The 20105-nt window shown below is 70.9% G+C and carries 20 protein-coding genes; 11 read left to right on the plus strand and 9 right to left on the minus strand.

Translation table 11 applies throughout. The features are described from left to right. The first annotated feature begins 40 nt into the window (after positions 1-40). The gene (locus AB0J88_RS07285) at positions 41-3205 is read left to right on the plus strand and encodes a family 78 glycoside hydrolase catalytic domain (protein WP_364362121.1); all 3165 of its coding nucleotides are present in this window, start codon (positions 41-43) and stop codon (positions 3203-3205) included. 62 nt (positions 3206-3267) lie between these two features. On the opposite strand, the gene AB0J88_RS07290 is transcribed toward AB0J88_RS07285, so the two are convergent. Beyond that, positions 3268-3501, minus strand: a complete 234-nt coding sequence (locus tag AB0J88_RS07290; RefSeq protein WP_364362120.1) for a hypothetical protein — start codon at positions 3499-3501, stop codon at positions 3268-3270. A 309-nt stretch (positions 3502-3810) separates the two neighbouring features. Between AB0J88_RS07290 and AB0J88_RS07295 the strand changes: the two genes are divergently transcribed. Next, positions 3811-4341 (plus strand): GNAT family N-acetyltransferase, encoded by a 531-nt coding sequence (locus tag AB0J88_RS07295; protein ID WP_364362119.1) that lies wholly within the window; start codon positions 3811-3813, stop codon positions 4339-4341. Positions 4342-4383: 42 nt separating this feature from the next. Here AB0J88_RS07295 and AB0J88_RS07300 read toward each other — a convergent pair whose 3' ends face one another. Next, a complete protein-coding gene (locus AB0J88_RS07300; RefSeq protein WP_364362118.1) occupies positions 4384-5040 on the minus strand; it encodes an alpha/beta hydrolase-fold protein in 657 nt (218 codons plus the stop codon). Positions 5041-5106: 66 nt separating this feature from the next. Between AB0J88_RS07300 and AB0J88_RS07305 the strand changes: the two genes are divergently transcribed. Beyond that, positions 5107-5946, plus strand: a complete 840-nt coding sequence (locus AB0J88_RS07305) for an alpha/beta hydrolase (protein WP_364362117.1) — start codon at positions 5107-5109, stop codon at positions 5944-5946. Positions 5947-6024: 78 nt separating this feature from the next. Here the strand turns inward: AB0J88_RS07305 and AB0J88_RS07310 are convergent, their stop codons facing one another. After that, positions 6025-6204, minus strand: a complete 180-nt coding sequence (locus tag AB0J88_RS07310; protein ID WP_364362116.1) for a hypothetical protein — start codon at positions 6202-6204, stop codon at positions 6025-6027. Between the two features lie 26 nt (positions 6205-6230). Between AB0J88_RS07310 and AB0J88_RS07315 the strand changes: the two genes are divergently transcribed. From AB0J88_RS07315 to AB0J88_RS07335, 5 genes are all read left to right on the plus strand, one after another. Then, the gene (locus AB0J88_RS07315) at positions 6231-6926 is read left to right on the plus strand and encodes a tripartite tricarboxylate transporter substrate-binding protein (protein WP_364362115.1); all 696 of its coding nucleotides are present in this window, start codon (positions 6231-6233) and stop codon (positions 6924-6926) included. 154 nt (positions 6927-7080) lie between these two features. After that, a complete protein-coding gene (locus AB0J88_RS07320) occupies positions 7081-8037 on the plus strand; it encodes a pyridoxal-phosphate dependent enzyme (RefSeq protein WP_364362114.1) in 957 nt (318 codons plus the stop codon). Between the two features lie 102 nt (positions 8038-8139). Further along, the gene (locus AB0J88_RS07325; protein ID WP_364362113.1) at positions 8140-9309 is read left to right on the plus strand and encodes a serine hydrolase domain-containing protein; all 1170 of its coding nucleotides are present in this window, start codon (positions 8140-8142) and stop codon (positions 9307-9309) included. Positions 9310-9388: 79 nt separating this feature from the next. Beyond that, complete coding sequence (locus AB0J88_RS07330; RefSeq protein WP_364362112.1) at positions 9389-10324, plus strand: UbiA family prenyltransferase; 936 nt, start codon at positions 9389-9391, stop codon at positions 10322-10324. 86 nt (positions 10325-10410) lie between these two features. Beyond that, complete coding sequence (locus AB0J88_RS07335; RefSeq protein WP_364362111.1) at positions 10411-10878, plus strand: ATP-binding protein; 468 nt, start codon at positions 10411-10413, stop codon at positions 10876-10878. Positions 10879-10909: 31 nt separating this feature from the next. Here AB0J88_RS07335 and AB0J88_RS07340 read toward each other — a convergent pair whose 3' ends face one another. Both AB0J88_RS07340 and AB0J88_RS07345 read right to left on the minus strand, forming a co-directional pair. Beyond that, positions 10910-12157 carry an epoxide hydrolase gene (locus AB0J88_RS07340; protein WP_364362110.1) on the minus strand — a complete coding sequence of 416 codons (1248 nt, stop codon included), beginning with the start codon at positions 12155-12157 and terminating at the stop codon, positions 10910-10912. 228 nt (positions 12158-12385) lie between these two features. Beyond that, positions 12386-13783 (minus strand): MFS transporter, encoded by a 1398-nt coding sequence (locus AB0J88_RS07345; RefSeq protein ID WP_364362109.1) that lies wholly within the window; start codon positions 13781-13783, stop codon positions 12386-12388. 92 nt (positions 13784-13875) lie between these two features. Here AB0J88_RS07345 and AB0J88_RS07350 point away from each other — a divergent pair, with 92 nt between their 5' ends. After that, entirely contained in the window at positions 13876-14904 is a 1029-nt protein-coding gene (locus tag AB0J88_RS07350; protein ID WP_364362108.1) for a YbhN family protein, read from the plus strand. On the opposite strand, the gene AB0J88_RS07355 is transcribed toward AB0J88_RS07350, so the two are convergent. The 3 genes from AB0J88_RS07355 to AB0J88_RS07365 all read right to left on the minus strand — a co-directional run bounded on the left by AB0J88_RS07355 (position 14897) and on the right by AB0J88_RS07365 (position 17362). Next, positions 14897-15538 (minus strand): phosphatase PAP2 family protein, encoded by a 642-nt coding sequence (locus AB0J88_RS07355; protein WP_364362107.1) that lies wholly within the window; start codon positions 15536-15538, stop codon positions 14897-14899. The genes AB0J88_RS07350 and AB0J88_RS07355 overlap by 8 nt on opposite strands. A 76-nt stretch (positions 15539-15614) precedes the next feature. Continuing rightward, the gene (locus AB0J88_RS07360; protein ID WP_364737830.1) at positions 15615-16865 is read right to left on the minus strand and encodes an EAL domain-containing protein; all 1251 of its coding nucleotides are present in this window, start codon (positions 16863-16865) and stop codon (positions 15615-15617) included. Positions 16866-16909: 44 nt separating this feature from the next. Next, positions 16910-17362 carry a VOC family protein gene (locus AB0J88_RS07365; protein ID WP_364362105.1) on the minus strand — a complete coding sequence of 151 codons (453 nt, stop codon included), beginning with the start codon at positions 17360-17362 and terminating at the stop codon, positions 16910-16912. 369 nt (positions 17363-17731) lie between these two features. Between AB0J88_RS07365 and AB0J88_RS07370 the strand changes: the two genes are divergently transcribed. After that, complete coding sequence (locus tag AB0J88_RS07370) at positions 17732-18754, plus strand: glycoside hydrolase family 11 protein (RefSeq protein ID WP_364362104.1); 1023 nt, start codon at positions 17732-17734, stop codon at positions 18752-18754. A 174-nt stretch (positions 18755-18928) separates the two neighbouring features. Continuing rightward, the gene (locus AB0J88_RS07375; protein WP_364347497.1) at positions 18929-19390 is read left to right on the plus strand and encodes a VOC family protein; all 462 of its coding nucleotides are present in this window, start codon (positions 18929-18931) and stop codon (positions 19388-19390) included. 26 nt (positions 19391-19416) lie between these two features. Here AB0J88_RS07375 and AB0J88_RS07380 read toward each other — a convergent pair whose 3' ends face one another. Continuing rightward, positions 19417-20007, minus strand: a complete 591-nt coding sequence (locus AB0J88_RS07380) for a TetR/AcrR family transcriptional regulator (protein ID WP_364347496.1) — start codon at positions 20005-20007, stop codon at positions 19417-19419. Positions 20008-20105: the final 98 nt, after the last annotated feature.

Here is a 20105-nt window from a genome sequence, read left to right on the forward strand (position 1 = left end):
GGGAGAACCGGTGCAAACCAACAGACGCACGGCGACCGCGATGATAGGCGGGTTCCTGGCCTTGACCCTCGTGGCGCCCCAGTTCACGACGGGAGCGTCCGCGCACGCGAATTCCGGAGGCGACGTCGAGGTCGTCAACCTCGCCGTCGACGGCCGCTACGACTCACCGATGGGGCTGGACCACCAAGCGCCGACCCTGAGCTGGCAGATCATGCAGACCCGCCGTGCCGCCGCGCACCCCTGCTACCGCCCCCACGCGAAGGTCGCCTGTCCCGGCGACCGGCAGACCGCCTACGAGATCCAGGCCGCTGCGGACGCCGGCAAGCTCGAGGACGGCAAGCTGATCTGGTCCTCCGGCAAGGTCGCCAGCGCCGACCAGCGCGCGGTCTTCGACAAGACCCTGCGCTCGCGCGACACCGTGGCCTGGCGTGTGCGGGTCTGGGACGCGGGCAAGCGGCCGTCGGACTGGTCGCAGCCGGCCACCTGGTCGGCGGGCCTGCTCCACCAGAGCGACTGGGGCGACGCGCGGTGGATCGACTACCCCGGCCGGGCCGAGAGCCAGCCGCTGCCGATCTTCGCCCGCCAGTTCTCCGTCCCGCGCGGCAAGAAGATCGCCGACGCGCGGCTCTACCTCTCCGGAGTCGGCCTGCACCATGCGACGGTCAACGGCCGGGAGGTGACCGACGAGGTCCTGGCCCCCGGCAACTCCAACTACCAGCTCTCCAGCGAGTACCGCACCTACGACGTCACCAGGGCGCTGCGGGACGGCGCCAACACGATCGGCGTCGAGCTCGGCAACGGCACCGCGTACGTGCGGCGCAACGTGACCAACCCTGCGGTGGGGCGCACGTCGCCGTACTCGTGGTGGCAGAGCCAGCTCAAGGGCAACGGTCTGCTCGTCGCCGACGCCCCGTCCGGCGCGACCACCGTCCAGGTCGACAGCGTCACCGGCTATCACGTCGGGGGAACGGTCAACATCGACACCGGTGACGGCGGTGACCGGCTGGAGTCGCGCACGATAACCGCGATCGGGCCCGCCGGCATCACCTTCACCCCCGCGCTCGCGACCGCACACGCTGCCGGCGCGAAGGTGACCGGGTCGGGCAACAACATCGCCGCGAGCGACGCATCGGCCGGCGCGGCCGTCACGCCGCGGTTCATCGGCCGGCTGGAGGTCACGTACCGCGACGGCAGCCGTTCGGAGATCATCACCGACCGGTCGTGGCGGACGGCGCTCGGTCCGTTGGTCACCGACGCCTGGTACTCCGGTGCCGACTACGACGCCCGTCGCGAACAGCCGGGCTGGAACCAGGCCGGGTCGAACCTCGGCCCGACCGCCAAGCGCCGCGACGGCACGGCGACCGAGTGGGTCAGTGCGGGCATCGCCCCGCCCCCGAACCTGGCGACGCGGCTGGTCGCCCGGGCCGGCGAACCGGTCGTGGAACAGGAACGGTTCAGGCCGGTCTCGGTGACCAACCCGGTGCCCGGCACCTGGGTCTTCGACTTCGGTCAGAACATCGTCGGCTGGCCCGAGCTGCACCTGCGGGACCTGCCGGCGGGCACCACCGTCAAGGTGGCACCGGCGGAGTCGTTGAACCCCGACGGCACGGTCAACCAAAACTCGCTAGGTCCCGGCGGCCGTGGTGCCGACCTGTTCAACACCTACACCACCCACGGCGCGCGTAAGGGCGAGTCGTGGCATCCGCTGTTCAACTACTTCGGCATGCAGTGGGTCCAGGTCACTGGTCTGCCCGAGGGCTACGTGCCGACCCGCGACCTGGTCACCGGCGTGCGGCTGCAGGCTGACACGCCGGTCGCGAGCGAGTTCACCACGTCCAACGCGCGGATCAACCGGATCCACAAGATGGCTCGCTACTCGTTCGCCGGCAATATGATGTCGGTCTTCACCGACTGCCCGGGCCGGGAGAAGCTGTCATACCCGGCCGACTACACGATGCCGATGGGCTCCATCCACCGCGACTACGAGCTCGGCGCCTTCCTGCGCACGTCGATGCACCACCTCGTCGAGGGCCAGTCGGTCGCCGACACCCCGATGGCCGGCAACGTGGCCTTGAAGACCCCCGTGTACGACTGGGGCTACACGGGGCGGTTCGGCGACGAGATCAACTGGGGCAACGCCATCATTCTCGTCCCGGCGATGCTGTACGAGTTGTACGGCGACACCCAGACGATGGCGACCTACTACGACCGGATGACGAGGTTCGTCGACTACATCCAGCGGCAGAAGGTCGGCACCGGCGAGAACGCGCACATCGTCGACGCGGCCCTGACCGACTGGGTGTCGGCGGAGGACACCTCGGGCCGGATCACCGGCACGTGGGGCTACTACGTGATGATCTCCAAGATGGCGATGATGGCCGGACTCACCGGACACGCCGCCGACGCGGCGGAGTACACGGCGCTGGCCGGGCAGATCAAGGACGCCTTCAACCGCGCCTTCTTCAACGACACGCTGGGCTACTACACCGCGGCCGGCAACGCCGGGACCGCCGGTGCGACCCAGTCGGCTCAGGCACTCGCGCTCGACGCGGGCCTGGTTCCGCAGGACAAGCGGCAGGGCGTCGTCGACCAACTCGTGTCCAATGTGTACTCGTTCCACCCCGAGGGTGACGGCCCGCACTTCAGCGGTGGCACCATCGGGATGTCGCCGACCGTGCGCAGCCTCGCCGCGGCCGGTCGCGACGACGTGCTCTGGGACCTGCTCCAGGAGGACGACTACCCGAGCTACGGCTACTTCATGGCGTCCACGTCAGAGAACCCGGGCGGTTTCACCACCATCGGGGAACGTTGGACGCGCGGCAGCTCGAAGAACCACATGATCCTCGCCCAGATCGAGGAGTGGTTCCAGAGCGGGGTGATCGGCATCCGCTCGGCGCCGGACACGGTCGCCTACGACAAGCTGGTGATCCAGCCGAAGGCGGTCGGGGACCTCACGTACGCCAAGGGCAGCTACAGGACCCCCAAGGGTTTCGCGCGGAGCGCGTGGACGAAGTCCGACGGGCGCTTCGAGCTGAAGGTCACGGTGCCGACGAACACAACGGCGCAGGTGTGGGTGCCGACCGATGACGGGCAGTCCGTCCGCACACCGGCGCGGGCCACGTTCGAGCGGGTCGAGGGCGGCTACACCGTCTTCACCGTCCCTTCCGGACAGTTCACGTTCACGGCCGTCCAGGACGGGCCGTGACGTCGTAGGCGGGGCCAGGGGGTTTCCTCGGAACCCCCTGGCCCTTGTCAGCCGAATACCGCCTACCGCTCGGCCGCCAGGAGGACGGCGAGCGCGGCGAACCCGTACGTGAGGCCGGCGACCGCGGCGATCCCACCGACCAGCAACGGCCCGCCCATGGTCTTGCCCAGGCGCTCCTGCGGGGTGTTCGCGGCCAGCGCCGCGAAGCCGAGCGAGGTGATCAGGCCGGTGCCGACCCCGATCAGCGCGGCCGCGACGAGCACGCCGGCCAGGCAGGGCAGGGTGGCCGCCGCCACCCCGGCGGCGGTAACTCCCGGGCGCGCGCTCAGGCCGGTGCGTGCGGTGAAGTCACCCGTCGTCGAAAGCCCGCCCCGTGCGGGGCTGCACGAAGGCCGCGCAGAGCGCCAGGACGGACACGGCGGCCCCGGTGGCGATGGTCCCGAGGCCGGCGGCGCGACCCGACACGGGGAGGAGCCCGACTCCCACGGAGAGGGCCGCGGTCGCGGCGGCCAATGCGGCAGCAGGGCCGAGGAAAGCCGGGGCGGTCAGAACCGACCTCAGCGCGGGCCGCGCCAACCGCCAAAACGCCGCCTACAGTAGGAAACGTGGCCAGGCAGCTGAAGACGGAACGCCTGAACCTGCGGCCGTGGCGGCTCGATGACGCGGAGGCGGCGCTGCCCATCTATGGCGCGTCGAACGTCGCCCGGTGGCTGAGCCCCGCCATGGACACCGTCGCCGACGTCGACGCGATGCGGCTCCTCCTGCAGCAGTGGATGGCCGAGGACCAGCGGCTGCCGGCGCCGGCCGGCCGTTGGGCCATCGAGCTCACCGCTGACCGCACGCTCGTCGGCGGGGCCATTCTGCTGCCGCTGCCGCCGGACGGCCTGGACCTCGAGATGGGGTGGCAGCTACACCCCGACCATTGGGGCCAGGGGTACGCGTCAGAGGCCGGGCGGGCGGTCGCGCGGTGGGCCTTCGACGAGGGGTACGACGAAGTTGTCGCGGTGGCCCGACCGGCGAACACCCGGGCGCAGGCGACGGCCCGGCGCATCGGCATGGAGTGGGTCGGCGAGACCGAGAAGTACTACGGGTTGCGGCTACAGGTCTTCCGTCTGCGCCCGTCGGACCTCGGCTAGCCAGCGATCCGGCTTGGCTTCCCGGGGAGCGGGTCTTGCGGGTCAGTGTCCGAAGGCCCACGCCACCATCAGCGGAAACTCGTTCTTCCAGAAAGCGTCGCCGTGCGAGCCGGTCCGCTCGGTCATGACGACGTCGCCGTCCGCCTCGTGCAACGCGTCCGCCCACCGCTTCGCGTTGGTCAGGAAGAACGGCTCCTCGGTGCCGGCGACGAGGTACGTGCGCGGGAGCCGGGCGGGCAGCGCGGCGGGCGGCGGGTAACCCGCCCCGGGCGAAGCGCAGAGGACCGCGCCGTAGATGTCGGGATGGCGCAGCCCCATGGCCAGCGCGAGTTCCGCGCCGGCCGAGACCCCGAACACCGCGGTCCGACCGGCCGGCAGCCTGACGGACAGGCGGTTCGCCGCCCATCGCCGGACGTCTTCGACGAAGAACTTCTCGTGGGCCTCGAACCGTCGCGGGTCGAAGGCGAACGCAGCCGTGCTGCGGCCCGGTGAGTACTCGTGCAACCGCAGCGTCTCGTCCTCGACCCGGTGCGCGCCGACGATCATCGTCGGTGGCAGCTCCGCGGCCTCCAGAGACGGTCCCCACGACGCGATCAGTTGCCCATCGCAGGCGAAGACGATCGCTTCTGCCGCGGCCTCCGGGACGTAGGCGGTGACCTGCCGCCCTCCGTCGTACGCCAACGTCTCGGTAATGAACATAGGCGTGGCCTCCCGCACCACCTTGAGCCGTGCGGGCCCCGATAATCAAGGATGGGCCAGACGCGGATGATCACCCTTGCTGACGGCAGACGGCTGAGCTGGCACGAGTTCGGAGACCCGGACGGGTCCCCGGTCGTCTACACGGCGGGGACACCGGTGTCGGGTCTGGGCGGCGCCAGCTACGACGAGACGGCCCGCGCAGCCGGCCTGCGTTGGATCTCGCCGGACAAACCCGGCTACGGCGACTCCAGTTACCAGCGCGAGCGGACCGTTGCCAGCTGGGGTGACGACCTGGCCACGCTGACCGGTCATCTGCGCCTGGACCGGTTCGCGCTGGCGGGTGAGTCCGGCGGCGCCCCGTTCACCCTGGCCGCCGCGCACCAACTCGACAAGCGGGTCAGCGTGGTCGCCCTGATCGCGGCGGGCGGGCCGATGAGCCCGGCCGACCGGGCGGGCATGAAGCCAAGCGCCAGGCTCATGAACTGGCTGGCCAGGAACGCGCCGGCACTCAACAGGGTCCGCGTCGCGGCGATGCGCCGGGAGCTGGTCAGCGCTGAGCGGCGCGAGCGCTCTCTGCGCCACGCGATGGCGGAGGACCCCGAGCATGCCGCCGCCTTGCGCGTCGAGTTCGAGGCCGTCGCTGACGCGCTGCGGCAGGGCTCACGCGCCACGGCGCAGGAGCTCGCCCTGATCAAGCGCCCGTGGACGTTCCCGCTAGGCGAGGTCAGGACGCCGGTGCACTTGTGGCACGGCGCTCTTGACCGCAACGCGCCGGTCGCCTTCGCCCGCAGCCTCGCCCGCCAGCTGCCCGACGCCACCCTGCACCTCAGCGAATCATCGGGACACGACGTCGGCGTCGATCGCAGCGCCGAGATCATGTCCGTGCTCGTCTCTCGCATGACATAGAGGTTGTCCGCGCCGGCTGCGCCATACCCCAGCGGTGTGCGGGTGGGCGGGGACGACCCCGCCCACCCGCTGGATGGCCTACGTCCCGCCGACGACGACCACGGCGCCCGTTGCCGCCTCGATGCGGTGAATGGGCTCGACGTCGACGAATTCGTACCTGTCGCTGCAGCTGACGATCCCGACAGCGACCATGTCGTTCGTCGCCGCCGTGCCGGTGTTCCACCGGGTGACCGGCCCGCCCGAGTCGCCGCCCACCACCGAGCCGTCGTTCGTGTTGCCGGCTGATGGGACTCGGGCTGGTTGGCGCCCAGCACGTCGTGCCCGACTCGGCGACGCTCGCCGACATCACACCGGTCGCCCGGCTCGTCGAGGAACCCGAGGCGTTCGTCGTGCGCCGGGACTCCCCGCTGCGCACCATGGCCGACCTCACCGCGGCCTGGCTGAAGGCGCCGGTGGACCTGGCTGTCGGCGGCGGCTCGACCACGGGCGGCCCCGACCACCTGGCTCCGATGCTGGTCGCCCAGGCACTCGGCGTGCCGCCGCGATCGGTGAAGTACGTCCGCTACGACGGCGGTGGAACCCTGTTGGCCGCGGCGCTCGCCGGACGGGTCGCCGTCGCGGTATCCAGCCTCGGCGAGTACGCGCAGCAGATCGTCTCCGGCCAGCTCCGGGTCCTCGCGGTGACCGGCGCGGCCCGGACGCCGGGCGTGGACGCCCCCACCCTGCGCGAGGCCGGCATCGACGTCGTCTTCCTCAACTGGCGCGGGCTCGTCGCACCGCCCGGCCTGAGCGCGAACGACGAGCGACGGCTGTCGGGCATCGCCGAGCAGTTGCATGCCTCGCGGGCCTGGCAGGACACGGTGGCCCGCAACCCGTGGGCCGACGCGTACCTGCCAGGAGCGGCATTCGGGACGTTCCTGCGCGACGCCGACGCCTTGCGCTCGCGCACGTTGGCCTCTCTCGGGCTGGCGGCCGGCTAGTTGGCGGCCTGCGCCGCCGACCGCCGCGACCAGGTTGGCGTCGGCGGGACCGCCCACGGCCGCGGTGTTCGGCGCCTTCCGGGGAGCGGCCACGGCACGAAGCCGGTAGCAAGCCCGGCGTTGACCCTCCGGCCGATCGAGGAGAAGCTGACCCATGACCTCGCGCCCCGTCGTGGCGCCCACGTGGGCTGACCTCGAACTCGCCTGGACCGTCGTCAACGCGACGCTGCCGCCGACCCCGCTCCTGGACCCGGAAGGCGCCGGGCCGGCACTCAAGCTCGAAAGTCTCCAACCGACGGGGTCCTTCAAGGTACGCGGCGCGTTGGCCGCACTGTCCACGCTGGCGCTCGACACCCCTGTCGTCACCGCCTCCGCGGGCAACCACGGACTCGGCATCGCATGGGCGGCGCGGCGCCTCGGGCACACGGCCACTATCGTCACGGCCGAGACCGCTTCGCCCGCCAAGGTTGCCGCGTTGCGCGCGCTCGGCGTCCGCCTGGTCCAGGTCGGCACCTCGTTCGACAACGCCGAGCGGCACGCGCTTCGCCTGGCCGAGGAGGGGGCGCACTACGTGTCTGCGTACAACGACCCCGCCGTCATCGCCGGCCAGGCGAGCATCGGTTTCGAACTGGCCACCCAGATGCCCGGCCCCGTGACCGTGGTCTGCGGGGTCGGCGGCGGCGGCTTGGCCTCCGGCCTCGGCCTGTGGGCAGCCAGGCAGCCCGGGGTGCGGATCGTCGGCGTCGAGGCCGCCGGGTCACGGGCCTTGTCCGCGGCCGTGGCAGCAGGGCGCCAGGTCACGGTCGATGTCGGACCGACGCTGGCCGACGGGATGGCCGGCAACATCGAGCCCGGCTCCGTCACCGTCGACCTGGTCGCCCGCCACGTCGACGAACTGGTCTCGGTCACGGAAGAGCAGATCCGGCATGGCGTACGCCATCTCGCGTTCGACCGGGGCATCGTCGCGGAGGGATCCGGCGCGGTGGCCGTCGCCGCCGTGCTGGCCGGCCTCGTTCCGTCGGAAGCCCCGGTCGTCGCGGTCGTCTCAGGACGGAACATCACCGCGTCAGCGCTCACCGCCGTGTTGGAGACGACAAGCGTGCGTCCCTGAGCCCTGGGGGTCGAATACCCCCGAAATCGGATCACAGCCGACAGATGCGAGGTACGTTCACGAAACCAGGGTTCACCGTCTCTCCTGCAAGGGCGGCTGTCCATGAGTGTTGCGAGTCGACGTTGGCCGTCCGCGATCCTTCTCGCCGTCCTCGCGCTGGGGCTGGTCACCGCCGGAGACCACCGCGTCGCGACAGTGGGCGCCGGCGACGGCGGCCCGGCGGCGCCGGCCGGCGATCCGGACAGCCAGAAGATCGCCGATATCGTCGCGCGGAAGATGAAAGAGCGGGACCTCACCGGCGCCGTGTACGGAGTGTGGCGCGGCGACGAGGTGATCGCCCTGGGCGCGGCGGGCGACTCGCCGATCGGCCTGCCGGCGACCGCCGACATGCTCGTGCGGATCGGGCAGCCGATGGAGCCGATGCTCTCCACCGTGCTGCTGCAACTCGACGGCGAAGGTGTGCTCAGCCAGGACGAGCCGATCGCCAAGTGGCTGCCCGACTTCCCCCGGGCTGACACGATCACGCCCAGAATGCTCGCCAGCAGCACGTCCGGCGTGTCGGACTACGTGACGAACCCCACCTTCCTGCAGCAGTTCTACGCGAACCCCTTCACCGGGTTCACCAGCGAGCAGCTGCTCGCCCTCGCCAACGAGCGTCCGCCGCTGTTCGCGCCGGGGACCAGCTTCGCGTACGCCCACAGCGATCTGGTCCTGCTGGGTGACGTGCTGGAGAGGGCGACCGGCGAGCCGCTCGCCGACCTGCTGCGGGAGCGGATCCTCGAGCCGCTGGGCATGCGTGAGAGCGAGGTCGTGCTCACCTCGCGGATCAGCGAGCCGTTCCTGCACGCGTACACCAACGAACGCGGCGTCTTCGAGGACTCGACCTTCTGGAACCCCACCGCGTTCCTCCACAGTGGAAATATGACGACCACCGTGGCCGACATCGCCACCTGGATCCGGGCGCTCGCCGACGGCCGGCTCCTGACTCCGCAGCAGCACGAGGAGATGATGGCGCCGTCGACCGCCGGGCTGGCGGGCCTCACGGACACCAAGTTCTTCGCCTACGGGGTGGCGCACGACGGCGACTGGTTCTTCATGAACCCGGCCTACGCGGGCTACGACGGGGTCGTGTACTACGACACGAAGACACAGACGCTGGTCATCGCGTACGTGACACTGGGCCCGAAGTCCAACGCGAACACCGACAACGCGCTCTCACCGGGCAAGGAGATCGCCACGCTGCTCGTCCCGGACCGGCCGCCGGGGGTCTGACCGATCTCCCTCGCACGGGGGAGCGGGATGGCTCGCGGAGGTGAGTTCGGACCCGCCTCGGCCACCTAGCGTCGATCGCATGGCAATCGCTGTCACGGCGACGTCAGGCGCCGCCCCGTCCGAAGCCGGTCCACACAGGAAGGTCGGGCGCGGGTGGGCCGTCCTGCGGCTGACCCGGCCGTGGTTCTGGCCGCTCGGCCTGGCGGGCGCGGTCTTCGGCGCGGTGATGGCCACCGGCGACTGGTCGCCCACCCGCGGCGCCGTGCCGGCAAGTGTCGCCGCCGTCCTCGTGCTCGGTCCGCTGCTGTGGACCTGGGTGTTCGCCCTCAACGACCTGCACGACCTGCCCAGCGACCGACGCAACCCGCGCAAGGCCACCGCTCCGCTGGTGACCGGTCAGCTCACCCCGGCTGACCTGTATCGCTGCGCCCGCTGGTCCGCCGTCGCAGCCGTCGTGGTGGCGACCGTCGCGGGACCCACGTTCCTCGTAGGCACGGTGGTCGTGCTCCTGCTCGGCTGGCTCTACAGCGTCCCGCCGGTCCGGCTGAAGACCCGCCCCGGTGCGGACGTGGCCGTCAACGCCGTCGCGGTCGGGGTGCTCGGCCCCCTCGGCGGATGGTCCCTGCACCGCCCGGTCCTCGACTACCCGCCCGTCCTGGTCGCCCTCGGCCTGCTCGTCGCCGCCGCGCTGTACCTGCCCACGACCGTGATCGACCACGCCGCCGACCGGGCCGCCGGCTACACGACGACCGCCGTGCGGTGGAGCGTGCCGGCGTGCTATCACGCGGGCCTCGTCTCGTGGGTCGCGGCCAACGCGCTCTGGCTGGCCTGCTGCCACCTCGACGTGTTCGTCGAGCGCGACTCGTGGCTGCTCCAGACCGTCGCGGCGCCACTGCTGGTCGGGGTCTACGCCGTCGTGTCCCGGCGACCGTCGATCCCACGGCTCGCGGTCGTCGCCGCCGCGTTCGCCGTCCCCGCGGCGGACTTCCTCCTCGCCTACGGCAACGCCCGATGATCGCAGCCAGCCAAGATCGTCTCGGTGACGGACGTTTCGCCGCGTCCCAGGTGGTTAAACCCCTGGTCATCGAGTTTTGGAGTGCTGTGACCCACGACCGGCGTCGAGCTGACTATGCGCTGCTGCTCGCCGTCGGGTTCGACGCGGCCACGTTGGTCACCGTCAGGCACATCGTGATGACGATGGCGGGCCGGTACCACCTGACCCGCGACGAGCTCGACGACTTCGTCGTCGCCGTCAACGAGATCATGACCAATGCGGTACGCCACGGCGGTGGGGGCGGCGAGCTGCGGCTCTGGCACGGCGGCGACCTCCTCTGCGAGGTCTCCGACCACGGTCAAGGGTTCGACCCCGCCTCCTACCTCGACGGCGGCCCGGCTCCTCGGCCGTCACCGTCCGGAGGCATGGGCCTGTGGCTGGCTCAGCAGACCAGCGACGAACTGACCATCGAGAGCGGACCGGCGGGTACGAGAATCGGCGTCCACCGTGTCCTCGTGCCGACCGACCCGCCGATCTCCGAAGAGCGACCCGCGCCGCCCGGGTTCGCCGGCTGACGGACGGCGCAGTGCGTACGCGGACAATCGCTCACCGTAGCGATCGGAACGTGGTGCGGACGTCCTCCGAGAGGAGCTGCGGCTGCTCCCACGCGGCGAAGTGGCCGCCCCTGTCGTGCTGTTGGTAGTTGACGAGGTTGGGGTAGGCCAGCTCGGCCCAGCTGCGCGGCACCCGGTAGATCTCGTCGGGGAAGATGCTGACGCCGACCGGCACCCGCACGCCCTTGGTGGCGAAGAACGGCAGCTTGCTCTCCCAGTACAGACGTGCCGAGGAAACCCCGGTGTTGGTCAGCCAGAACAGCGTGATGTTGTCGAGGATGTCGTCGCGGGTCAGGTCGCTCGGCCGCTCCAGCCGGTCCTCGAGGACCTGCTGCACCAGCCCGGGCTGGCCGCTGCCGTCTCCGTGGTCGAGCATGAACGCGGCGAGGTCGATCGGCGAGTCCGCAAGGCCGTAGAGCGTCTGCGGACGCGTCCCCATGATCAGCCCGTACGCCACATGCGGTCCGAAGAAGCCGAGCAGCTGCTCGTACGTGGCCCGCTGCTCGTCGGAGAGACCGTCCGGCGCGGGAGCACCGGCGAACGACGCGGCGAACAGGTCCGGCGGGACCGCGCCCGGCATGTTGGTGTGGATGCCGACCAGCCCCTGCGGCGGTGGCTCGGCGACCAACGGGTCGGCGCGGCCGCCGGCCAGCGCGTCGACGACGATCGCACCCCAGTCGCCGCCCTGAGCCCCGAAGCGGGTGTAGCCGAGGCGCATCATCAGCTCGACGTAGGCCTTGCCGATGTGCACGGGGTCCCAGCCGGTCGAGGTCGGCTTGCCGGAGAACCCGTATCCCGGCATGGACGGGATCACGACGTGGAAGGCGTCCGACGCGCTCCCGCCGTACGCCGTCGGATCTGTCAGGGGGCCGATGATCTTCAGCTGTTCGACGATCGAACCCGGCCAGCCGTGGCAGACGACCAGCGGGAGAGCGTCCTCGTGCTTGGAGCGGACGTGGATGAAGTGGATGTCGAGCCCGTCGATCTCGGTGACGAAGTTCGGCAGCGCGTTCAGCCGCGCCTCGCACGGCCGCCAGTCGTAGTCGGCCTCCCAGTAGCGGGCGAGGTCCTGCATGAGGCCGAGGGGCACGCCCTGCGTGTCGTCGTCGACGGTCTCCTTCTCTGGCCATCGCGTGGCACTGATGCGGGCGCGCAGATCCTCGAGGTCCGCGTCGGGGAAATCGATCTCGAGTGGCCGGATCTCTGCTGTGCGCGATGGCGCTTCGGTCCTGACAGCCACGAGGCTCTCCTAATCTGCGATGAGCTCCTTGGAGGTCGAGCGGGTAGCTTCCGCCTCTACCGCAGATGACGCGCCGGCTCATGTGTCGCGAGGGGGCGTCCTCGGGTCAAGGCGCTTGTCCATACCTTTTTGCCAGTTCGGCAGCGAAACCCGGCCCCACGGGGCCTGTGGCCCCATCCTCCCGATCGTAGGCGTCTGGGTTCGTGGCGCAGGCGAACGCGCGATCTGCTAGGAGCTTTCCGGACGTCCGCGCCGCCGACCGGTGGCGCGGCCGGGCATGATGGCCAGGGTCGTAACCACCGCGAGCCCGGCGACGCCGGCGCCGAGGAGCTGCGTGGTGCTGTAGTCGGCACCCAGGCCGACCATGGTCAGGTAGACGGCGATGGAGACGGCGCCACCGACATGGGTGGTCGACTCGAACAGCGCCGACGCCATCCCGCGGTCCTCGGGCGCGGCGTCGCCGACGCACTCGCGGGTCAGTCCGACGTAGATCGGTCCCGCGGTCAGGCCCCAGACGGCCAGCCACACCACGAGCGTGCCGAGCGGACCGCCGGAGCGCAGTGCCACCACCGCCAGCGCGGCCGCGCCCAGCAGAAGTGCCCACGCCACGACCCGGCGGGCTCCGTAGCGTCGCACGAGGCTGCTCGCGAGCGCCGCGCTCGCGAGGGCGCCGAGCAGCACCGGCGCCATCACCAGACCGGCCTGCGCCGCCGAGAGCCCGTAGATGTCCTGCAGCTGAAGGCTTCCGATCACCACGACGGCCGCGTACGCCGCGGAATGGGCCGCGAAGGCCACACAGCTGCCGATCAGCCGCCGCGACCGCACGACCGACGCCTTGACCAGCGGCCAGGGTACGCGGCGTTCCCAGCCGACGAACGCGGTCACCATCAGCAGCCCGACCACGGTCGGTACGACCGCGGACGCGCGCGGCCCGTGCTCACCGATCGTGCTGGCGCCGTAGATCAGCGTGATGAGGCCGCCGGTGACCAGCACCGCTCCGACCAGGTCCAGCCGTTCCCGTCGACCGTCGGGACGCTCGTCGGCCGGCAACGCGAGCAGGGCCGCGACCGCGGCGACCGCCGCGACCGGCACGACGAGGAAGACCCAGCGCCACCCGAGATATGAGGTGATCAGGCCGCCTCCGACAGCGCCGGCCATGCCGGCGGTGTTCGCCGCGGCCGCCACGATGGCGAAGACCCGGCTGCGCCACGGCTCGTCCGGGAACAGCGTGCCGGCCGCGGCGAGCGTCGCCGGGATCGCGAACGCGGCGCCCAGACCCTGGAGCACCCGGCCCGTCAACAGGACCACCAGGCTCGGTGCGACCCCGGCCGACAGCAGCCCGACGCCGGTCAGGACGAGGCTTCCCACGATCAACCGGCGGCGGCCGGCCAGGTCGCACAGCCGGCCGCCCAGCACGAGGAAGCCGCCGATGGTCAGCGAGTAGAGGGTGATGACCCACTGCAACCGCGCCGGCCCGATGCCGAACTCGGCGCCGATGGCCGGCAGCGCGGTCGCCACCGCCAGGCTGTCGAAGAGCACCAGGAACATCGCGCCCGCGAGCACGAACGCGGCCGGCCAACCGTGCCGTGTCGTCCTGACCGGCGGTGCGGTCGTCCGCGTCGTCATCCGGCCTCCGAGAACCGCGTGGTTGAGTCTCTAGTCACCGACGCGGCGCACCTCAAACGCCCCGACGGCCGGCGCTGGCAGGATGGGCGACCGTGCCGGATGCCGTCGTGCTGTCAGAGGAGAGAGCCACGCGGTCGTGGTGGTCGCGGTCGGTGCGGGTGATCGTCGCCGTCGGTGTCGTGGCCGGCCTGGCTGTGCTGGGTCTGCACGGTCGCCTCCCCACGTGGGCCGACACCCGCCACGCGATCGCCACCGTCGACCCGCGCTGGATCCTCGTCGCCGCGGCGTTGCAAGCCGCGTCACTGAGCGCGTTCTCGTTGCAACAGCACGGCCTGTTGTCCGCCCTGGGCGCGCGACTCAGCCGCCGGCACACCGTCGCGATCGTCCTGGCCAGCACCGCGATGTCCATCAGCCTGCCGGCCGGCCCGGCGGTCTCGGCGGCGTTCGCGGTCCGCCGCTACCAGCGGGCCGGCGCGCCACCCGAGGTGGCCGCGGCCGTCATGGTCATCTCCGGGCTGGCGTCGATCGGCGGAATCGTCGCCGTGTACGTCGGCGCGGCGAGCTGGGGCGGCGCGGGGGAGTCGTTCAACTGGCGGCCCTTGATCGTCGTCGCGGTCCTGGTCGCCGTCCTCGCGGGGGTGATCGGGGTCGGCCGCCGTCGCTGGGGCAGGGCACCGACAAGGGCCGAGGAGGCCGGCAGAGCACGCCGGTACGCGCTGATCGCCCTGAACTGGCTGCGCTCGACGTGGCATGCGGCGACCGCGGTGACCGCGACCGACTGGACCGTCGCGCTGCTGTGGTCCATCGCCAAATGGGTCACCGACCTGCTGTGCTTCCTCGCCGTGGCGCAGGCGTTCGCGTTGCCGATCGGTCCGGCGACGCTGACCGCGGTCTACCTCAGTGTCCAGGTCGTACGCCAGGTGCCGTTGACCCCTGGTGGCATCGGGGTCGTCGAGCTCGCGTTGACCGCGGGCCTGACCGCCGCGGGCGCCGTTCCGGCCAGCGCCGCTGCCGCGGTCCTCAGCTACCGCGTGCTTTCGTGCTGGCTCATCGTCCCGATCGGTGGCCTGGCCGGTTGGTTCCTCGTGCGCTCACCACGCCGCCCGGCCGAGGTCAACTGACGACGTGCCGCGGCTCCGCGCCGAGCAGTCTGCTCAGCACCGGGCGGTCCCGCATCGACCCGATCACCCTGGTGGCCGGGCGCGTCAGGAACGTCACCAACACGGCGGTGACCACGACGCCGATCACGAATCCGGCCGCCACGTCGTGCGGGTAGTGCACGCCGACGAAGACCCGGGAGAACGCGACCAGGAGCCCGATCGGCAGCGCCAGCAGACCGAGCCGCCACGACACCGCGACGATCGCGGCCACCAACGCGCCCGCCAGGGTCGCATGATTGCTGGGAAACGACCAGTCACCCGGCGGCGGGCAGCGGTGCGCGATGATCCGCAGGTCGGAGAAGGTTCGGCAGGGACGTTCGGCGTCCAGGAAGGTCTTCGTCGACTCGCTGATCCCGTACGAGACGACCACGCCGACGCCACCGACCAACGCGGCGGCCATCGTGCGGTCGGGTGCGCGGCGCGTACGCCAGAAGACGAGCGCCCACAACACCGCCAGCACGAGGATGCCGAGCTCGGTGAAGTGCGCCATGAACACGTGCACCGACGCCGGGGTGCCGTCGGCGAACTGGACGACGTCGCGGTACCAGTCGCCGTCGACACCCGGAACAGCGGCGGCGACATGCGAGTTCGTCATATCCACCCTCCGGTACAAGGCTCTGCCCTGTTCGTACCACTTTGGACGGGTGAAAGAGGCCGATATCGGTGCTGACCTACGGGGACCCGGCGCCGAGCCGGCGCAACAGCGAGCGGGCCGCGGCGACCACCCGGCGGCGGTCGTGGGTGACTCCGAACTCGTACTCGTCGACGCTGCCCGGCACCTGCCGCGCCAGCAGCGCCGACGCCGTGCCGGGGCTCAGGGTCAGCGTGGCCCAGTGGCCGTCGAGCGCGTGGTCGTGGCGGCGGGCTCCGCGTACCCCCGCCGCGGGTGGATCCGGCATGCCCGGCCCGAGGACACCCGTGACGACGCCGCGCTGGGCCTGCAGGGCCAGCCGGATGCGGTCGGCTCGGGTCAGCAGGTGCGGGTCGGGCAGCAGCAGCAGCGACAGCGCCGGGGCGACCAGTTCCGCCGCGCGCTCGGTGAGGTGGTGGCTGAGCGCGGTGACGTACGTCAGGTCGGCGCGGCTCGTCGTCCGCCCTTCGAGCGCGTCGAACGGCGTGGCGAGCCTGGCGATCTGCTCCGAGTTGACGCTCAGGGGCACCTCCGCCGCCCGGAAGGCGGTGGGCAGCGGCGCGGGTGGTCCCAGGTAGAGGCCCTGCGCGAGGGCGGCCCCGACGGACTCGGCGAAGACGGCGTGGCCCGGCGTCTCCACGCCCTCGGCGAGGATCGTCGCGCCCGTGCGCTCCGCCTCCTCGTACGCGATGTCCATGATCTGCATGACCGCGGGCGTCGGTCCTGACTGGGTGACCGACTGGTCGAGCTTGATCACGTCGGCCGCGAGGACCGGCAGCATCGACAGCGTGGCACCGTTGCCGCCGAGGTCGTCCATGGCGATCCCGGCCACGTCCGGCCGCTGGTGGTCGATCCCCTCCAGCAGCGATCGGGGATCGCGGTCCAGCGACCGTTCGGTCACCTCGAGCACCACCTGGAACCGCTCGAACGCCGTCTTGATGTCGGGCCACAGGTCGGGCGGGCAGTCGGTGCCGAACGCCAACGGCTCGATGTTGAGGAACAGCAGCTGGTCGTGGGTGAGCTGCGCGGCCATGGCCGCCCGGCACGCCGCCGCGCGGGCCGCCCAGTCGAACTCGACGACGAGATCGGTGTGGTACGCGTGACGCAGCAACATCAGCGCGTCGGTGAACGACGATCCGGCCGGCCCGCGCACCAACGCCTCGTAGCCGATCGTGGCCCGGCTGGCCAGGTGCACGATCGGCTGGAACACGCTTTCGAGCCGTCGGTCCCGAAGAATCCGGACAAACTCCTCATCAAGGCGCTCATCCACGGACGGTGACACATTTGCCACAAGTCAACGATAGTTCGTCCGGCGCGCGACAGCAGGCCTGATGGTCAGCCCGGTAGGTCCTCCGGGCGCTTGGCCGCGTGCTGGCCGTGCAGCAACCCGGTCGCCTGGCCGACCTCGATGAGGTAGCCGTCGGGGTCACGCATGTAGCAGCGGATCTCCGCGACGCGGTCGATCGGCGGCGTCAGGAACTCCGCGCCCTTCGCCTTCCAGTCCTCGTAACAGGCCTGGGCGTCGGCGACCCGCAGGTTCAGGAAGATCGAGGTCGTGTCGCCGGGCTCGTAGTCGGCAACCGTGATGCCTGGCTTGTCGGGCGTTGGTGGGCCGCCGGGGTTCATGAGAATCCACGTGTTCGACAGCTTGACGATGCACGGGTTCTCCTCCACGACGACGGTGCCGCCCAGCACGCGCGAGTAGAAGTCGCGAGAGCGCGCCACGCTACGCACGGTGATGAACAACGTCGCCAGAATGCCCTCGGAAGGGGCCGGGAAGTCCGTCACGCACGCCGACTTTCCGTTGCGGCCGCGCGCAAACGCCTGATGGCCGGTCCGGAACGAATCCGGAACTTCTGCTGCGGGCGCGGCTGGACCTCCGTCGAAGCGCCGACGCGATCGCCGCGCTCGAGATCCACCTGGCGGCCGGGCTGGCCAGGTGTGCCTGCCTCTCGTAGCGAAGACCGACGCGCGCGCCAGGTTTCCGGAACATTTCCGAAACTCATTGACAGTCGTGCACCGGAAATCTTAGCGTCGCCATCGACGGGGCTCAATGACCGTCGATCGCCCTCCGGTCGTCGATTTTGGCCGACGACGACCCGTCGGGTCGCGCCCGCTGCTGGCCCCCGCCAGCGTCACGAGGAGGAAGCCAGAGACATGAACGACACGTCCACCAAACCGAGGAGACGCGGCCGCCTCCGGCTGCTGCTCGGCGCCACGTCCGCCGCGGCGCTCGCGGTCAGCCTCGGCGTCGGCGTGCTGGCGCCGAGCGCCTACGCCGAGGCAGACCGCACCGTCAGCTCCAACACCACCGGCACGCACAACGGGTACTTCTTCTCGTTCTGGAAAGACAGCGGCAGCGCCAGCATGACGCTGCGCGCCGACGGCCGGTACTCCAGCAGCTGGAACAACAGCACGAACAACTGGGTCGGCGGCAAGGGCTGGGCCACCGGAAGCCGACGGACGATCACCTACTCGGGCAGTTACAACCCGAGCGGCAACAGCTACCTCGCCCTGTACGGATGGACGCGCAACCCGCTGATCGAGTACTACGTCGTCGAGAACTTCGGCACCTACAACCCGAGCAGCGGCGCCCAGCGGATGGGCTCGGTGACCACCGACGGCGGCACGTACGACATCTACCGCAGCCAGCGGGTCAACCAGCCGTCCATCGACGGCACGGCCACGTTCTACCAGTTCTGGAGCGTGCGCCAGCAGAAGCGCACGGGCGGCACCATCACCACCGCGAACCACTTCGACGCCTGGGCGCGCTCCGGCCTGCAGCTCGGCAGCAACCACAGCTATCAGATCATGGCCACCGAGGGCTACCAGAGCAGCGGAAGCTCCGACATCACGGTCCGCGAAGGCAGCGGTGGCGGTGGCGGCAACCCGACCACCCCGCCGCCCGGCGGCGGAGGCAACTGCACCGCGACCCTGTCGGCCGGCCAGCAGTTCGGCGACCGGTTCAACCTCAACGTCGCCGTCAGCGGCACGAGCAACTGGATCGTCTCGCTCGGCCTCAACGGCGGCCAGTCGCTGCAGAACAGCTGGAACGCCTCGGTCAGCGGCACGACCGGCACGATCACGGCTCGCCCGAACGGCAACGGCAACAACTTCGGTGTGACCATCATGGCCAACGGCAACTGGACCTGGCCGACGGTGACCTGCCGCACCGGCTGACCCGCGACTCCTGACAGCGCACCTGTGGCGCGGCGGCCCTCGAGCCGCCGCGCCACGCTGCTTGCCTCACCCCGGTGCTCCTCGAGGCGAAATACGTTGGCGTCAGGTGTCGATTCGCGGGCCGCTCGGTCGACGCGTTGACGCGGAAGTCAGCACACCCGACAGGAGCACGCGATGCAGAAGATCACACCGTATCTCTGGTTCGACGGTCAGGCCGAGGAAGCCGCCGCGTTCTACGTGTCCGTCTTCAAGAACGCGCGCGTCGTCGACGTGGCGCGGATGGGACCGGACGGACCCGCGATCACCGTGACGTTCGAGGTCGACGGCCAGCGGTTCGTCGGCCTCAACGGCGGCCCGCAGTTCAGGTTCACCGAAGCCGTCTCGCTGTACGTCAGCTGCGCCGACCAGGCCGAGGTCGACGAGCTGTGGGAGCGGTTGTCCGAAGGCGGCGAGAAGGGCCAGTGCGGCTGGCTCAAGGACCGCTACGGGCTGTCGTGGCAGGTGATCCCGGACGCGCTCGGCACGCTGATGAGCGACCCCGACCCGCACAAGGCGGGCCGCGTCGCCCAGGCGATGATGACCATGACAAAGATCGACATCCAGGCACTGCGCGACGCGTACGACGCGGCCGGGTAAGCCCGTGACCCCCGCGGCGTGGCGGCTCACGTCGCCGCGCCGCGTATCGCGTACGCGGCCATGAACATGTCCAGGAGTCCGTCGACCGCCTCCTCGCCCACCGGTCGGGTGGAGAGTAGGTGGCGGTAGTAGAGCGTGCCGCACAGCACCTCGGCCGCGAACTCCAGGTCGACGCCGGGGGTCAGCTCGCCGGCCTGCTGGGCCGCGGTGATGCGACGCAGGGTGCTCTGCTCGACGGTGACCAGGAAGCGCTCGTGGATGGCCGCCCGCAGGGCCGGATCGCCCTGCGCCTCGGCGATGAGGGCGCGGTAGGCGGGGCCGATCGGCGGGCTGGACAGGACGTGGCTCGAGCGCAGGAACTGCTCACGCAGGTCCGCGCGGACGTCTCCGGTGTCGTCGTAGTCCAGGTCGCTGGTCCAGACGCTGCTGAGCGCGTCGAGCAGCAGCGCCGCCATCGACGGCCAGCGCCGGTAGATCGTGTGTTTTCCGACCCCGGCGCGCCGGCCGATCGCCTCGATGCTCAGCCCTCCGTAGCCGACCTCTGCCGCCAGGTCAAGGGTTGCCCGCAGCAGCTCGTCGGTGCGAGCGGCGCCTCGGCGCCTCGGCGTGGGGGGCATGACGACCATCTTATCGGCACGCAGCGTGCCGTTGACAAGCCGGGCGTGGTCGTGCAGCATTCGACCCCAACGGCACGCACCGTGCCGATGATGCGCAG

The sequence above is a fragment of the Asanoa sp. NPDC049475 genome (genome assembly GCF_040676915.1).
Lineage (GTDB): Bacteria > Actinomycetota > Actinomycetes > Mycobacteriales > Micromonosporaceae > Asanoa.